2 protein-coding genes are annotated in these 2,557 nt (G+C 72.3%); both read right to left on the bottom strand.

Annotated features, from left to right (window positions below; all coding sequences use genetic code 11):
* Nucleotides 1-1,426, bottom strand: a 1,426-nt coding sequence (locus ACM2XV_RS14120) for an ATP-dependent helicase (RefSeq protein WP_487027391.1), incomplete at its 3' end; no start/stop codon positions are given.
* The coding region (locus tag ACM2XV_RS14115) for a RecB family exonuclease (RefSeq protein WP_487027390.1) at nucleotides 1,423-2,557 on the bottom strand (1,135 nt) is incomplete at its 5' end. The genes ACM2XV_RS14115 and ACM2XV_RS14120, both read right to left, overlap by 4 nt.

Raw genomic sequence — 2,557 nt, 5'->3', positions numbered from 1 at the left:
CGAGCACCTTGAGCGCGCACACGAGGTCGACGACGGCGGCCTGCTCGAGCAGACCGCCGAGACCGAGCACGTGATAGCGGATGCCGGCCGCCCGCAGCGCCCGCGTGAAGACATCCGTGCGGCCCCATGAGCGCATCAGCAGGGCGGCCGTCGGCTTCTCGGCGCCTGCGGCGTCGAAGCGGGTCTTGAACCAGTCGGCGACGGCCGCCGCCTCGTCGAGGATGGTCTGCTCGAACCGCACCTCGATCTGGCCCGCGGGCGCATCGGCGCGGGCGTCGAGCTGCTCGACGTCGACGCGCGCCTTGGCGTTGAGCGGCGCCGCGATCGCGTTCGCCGCGGCGAGCACCGTGACCGGGTTCCGCCAGCTCGTCGTGAGCGGAAAGGTCGGGGCGACGCCCGGCTCGCCGGCGAAGGCGCGCGAGAAGTCGTCGAGGTTGTCGGCGCTCGCGCCGCGCCAGCCGTAGATGGACTGGTTGGGGTCGCCGACCGCCATGACGGGATGCCCGGCGAAGAGCCCCGCGAGCAGGTCGGTCTGAATGAACGAGGTGTCCTGGTATTCGTCGAGCAGCACGACCTTGAACCGCCGCTGGTACTCCGTGGCGATGTCGGCGCCGCGGCGCTTCACGGCCTGCAGCGCGAAGGCGACCTGATCGCTGTATTCGATGAGCCCCCTGCGGCGCTTCTCTGCGGCGTACTCGACGGCGAGGTCGACGAGCAGCGGCAGCTGATCGATGAGCTGCGCCGCCTTGACCGCTTCGGCCATGGAGGCGTTCCTGCCGCCGGACGGCAGCGCCAGCAGGTCCTGGAACTCGCCGGCCAGGCGCAGCACGGCGTCGGGGTCGCTCACGTCGTTGTCGCTCAGCGCGTGCGCGAGGTCGAGAACGGCGGTCGTGAGCTTGTCGAGCGAATGCTCGGTCTCGAGCAGGCGCGGGTCGGTGCTGCGGCCGACCACGGTGCGGGCGAGGCGCCACGCCGCCGCCTCGCCGAGCAGCACGCCGTCGGCCTCACGCCCGATCGCGAGGGCATTCTCGCGGAACAGCGCGTTGGCGAACGAGTTGTAGGTCGAGACCGTCGGCGCGTCGAGCGGATCGTGGGCGCCCGGCAGCGCACCGGAGGCGCGCAGCTTCTCGAGGTGCCCGCGGATGCGCGCGGCGAGCTCGCCCGCGGCCTTGCGGGTGAAGGTGAGGCCGAGCACCTCACCCGGCGCGACGAGCCCGTTGGCGATCAGCCAGACCACCCGGGCCGCCATCGTCTCGGTCTTGCCGCTGCCCGCGCCGGCCACGACGAGGGCCGGCTCGGCACCGGCCTCGATGACGCGCTTCTGCTGCGGCGTCGGCGAGTACGACTGCCCGAGCAGACGCGCGACCTCGTCTGCGCCGTAGCCGGCCGTGCCGACGTCGAACACCGGGGCGGTTCGCGCGCTCATTCGGCCGCCTCTGACACCTCGGGCACGAGGTGGATGCGGTAGTCGTAGCTGTCGCGCCCGTTGTCGGAGCGCACGCCGATGAACTCGGCGCCCGCCATGCCGCGGCCGACCTCCTGCACGCGCATACGGAACTCCTCGAACTCTTCCTCGGTCTTGGCCTGCTGCGGCACCTCGCGGTACCTCTTCCTCGTCGTGGCGGTCTCGGGCGCGATGAACACGAGCTTCGCGCCGCCGAGCGGCCCCCGATCGGGCAGCGCCCCGTCGTGGTAGGCGAGCTGGTAGGCGCTCAGCTGGGGGTGCCCCGGCACCTCGGGCCCGCTCGGGTACTGCCGCCCCGTCTTGAGATCGACGATCACGACGGTGCCGTCGGCGCGCCGCTCGATGCGGTCGATCGCGCCGTTGATGACCGTCTGCCCCAACCGCAGCGTGAAGGCGCCCTCTGCCTCGAGCAGCGCCGCCCCCGAGCGCTCGAACTCGGCGAGGTAGTCGTGCAGCCCCTCGGCCATCTTCTGCACGCGCCGCTTCTCACGCTGCTCGACCCAGCCCGGCTCGAGATTCAGCTCGCCCCAGCGTCGCTCGACATCGCCCCAGATCCGCTCGACGCTGATGTCGCCCTCCGGCTGGCCCGCCGCGATCTCCATGATGGAGTGCATGATCGTGCCCACCCCGGTCGCGAGGCCGCCCGAGGTGCCGGACATGACGTCGACGAACCACCCGAGCGGCGACTTCTCGAACGAGGCGACGCGCGACGGCGAGACCGCGACGGTCGCCTCCGGGTCGCTCTCAAGGTCGACCAGGGGGCCCTCGACCGACGGCTCGAGCACCCCGTACCACTCGGCGGGATCCGCCCCTGCGACGCCTGCCTCGGCGAGCATGGCGAGGGATGCCGCCGCCGCGGCATCCGCCGGCGCGCTCGTCAGTCGGCGGCGCAGCTGGCCGACCAGCCCGCGCAGGGTGAACGGATGCCCCGCCACCGGCACCTGCTCACCCTCGGCGAGCCGCAGGAACGGGGATGACTGCTGATCTTCGCCCTCGCTCGCGGCGACGATCAGCAGCCTGCTCGCGCGTGAGACGGCCAGAGCGAACATGCGCAGCTCGTCGTGCAGCACCGCGGCCCGCTCGTCGACGACC

The sequence above is a fragment of the Gryllotalpicola sp. CP2-P1 genome (assembly GCF_057512245.1).
The sequence above is the reverse complement of the archived record's forward strand: the minus strand, read 5'-3'. Positions and strand labels throughout refer to the sequence as shown.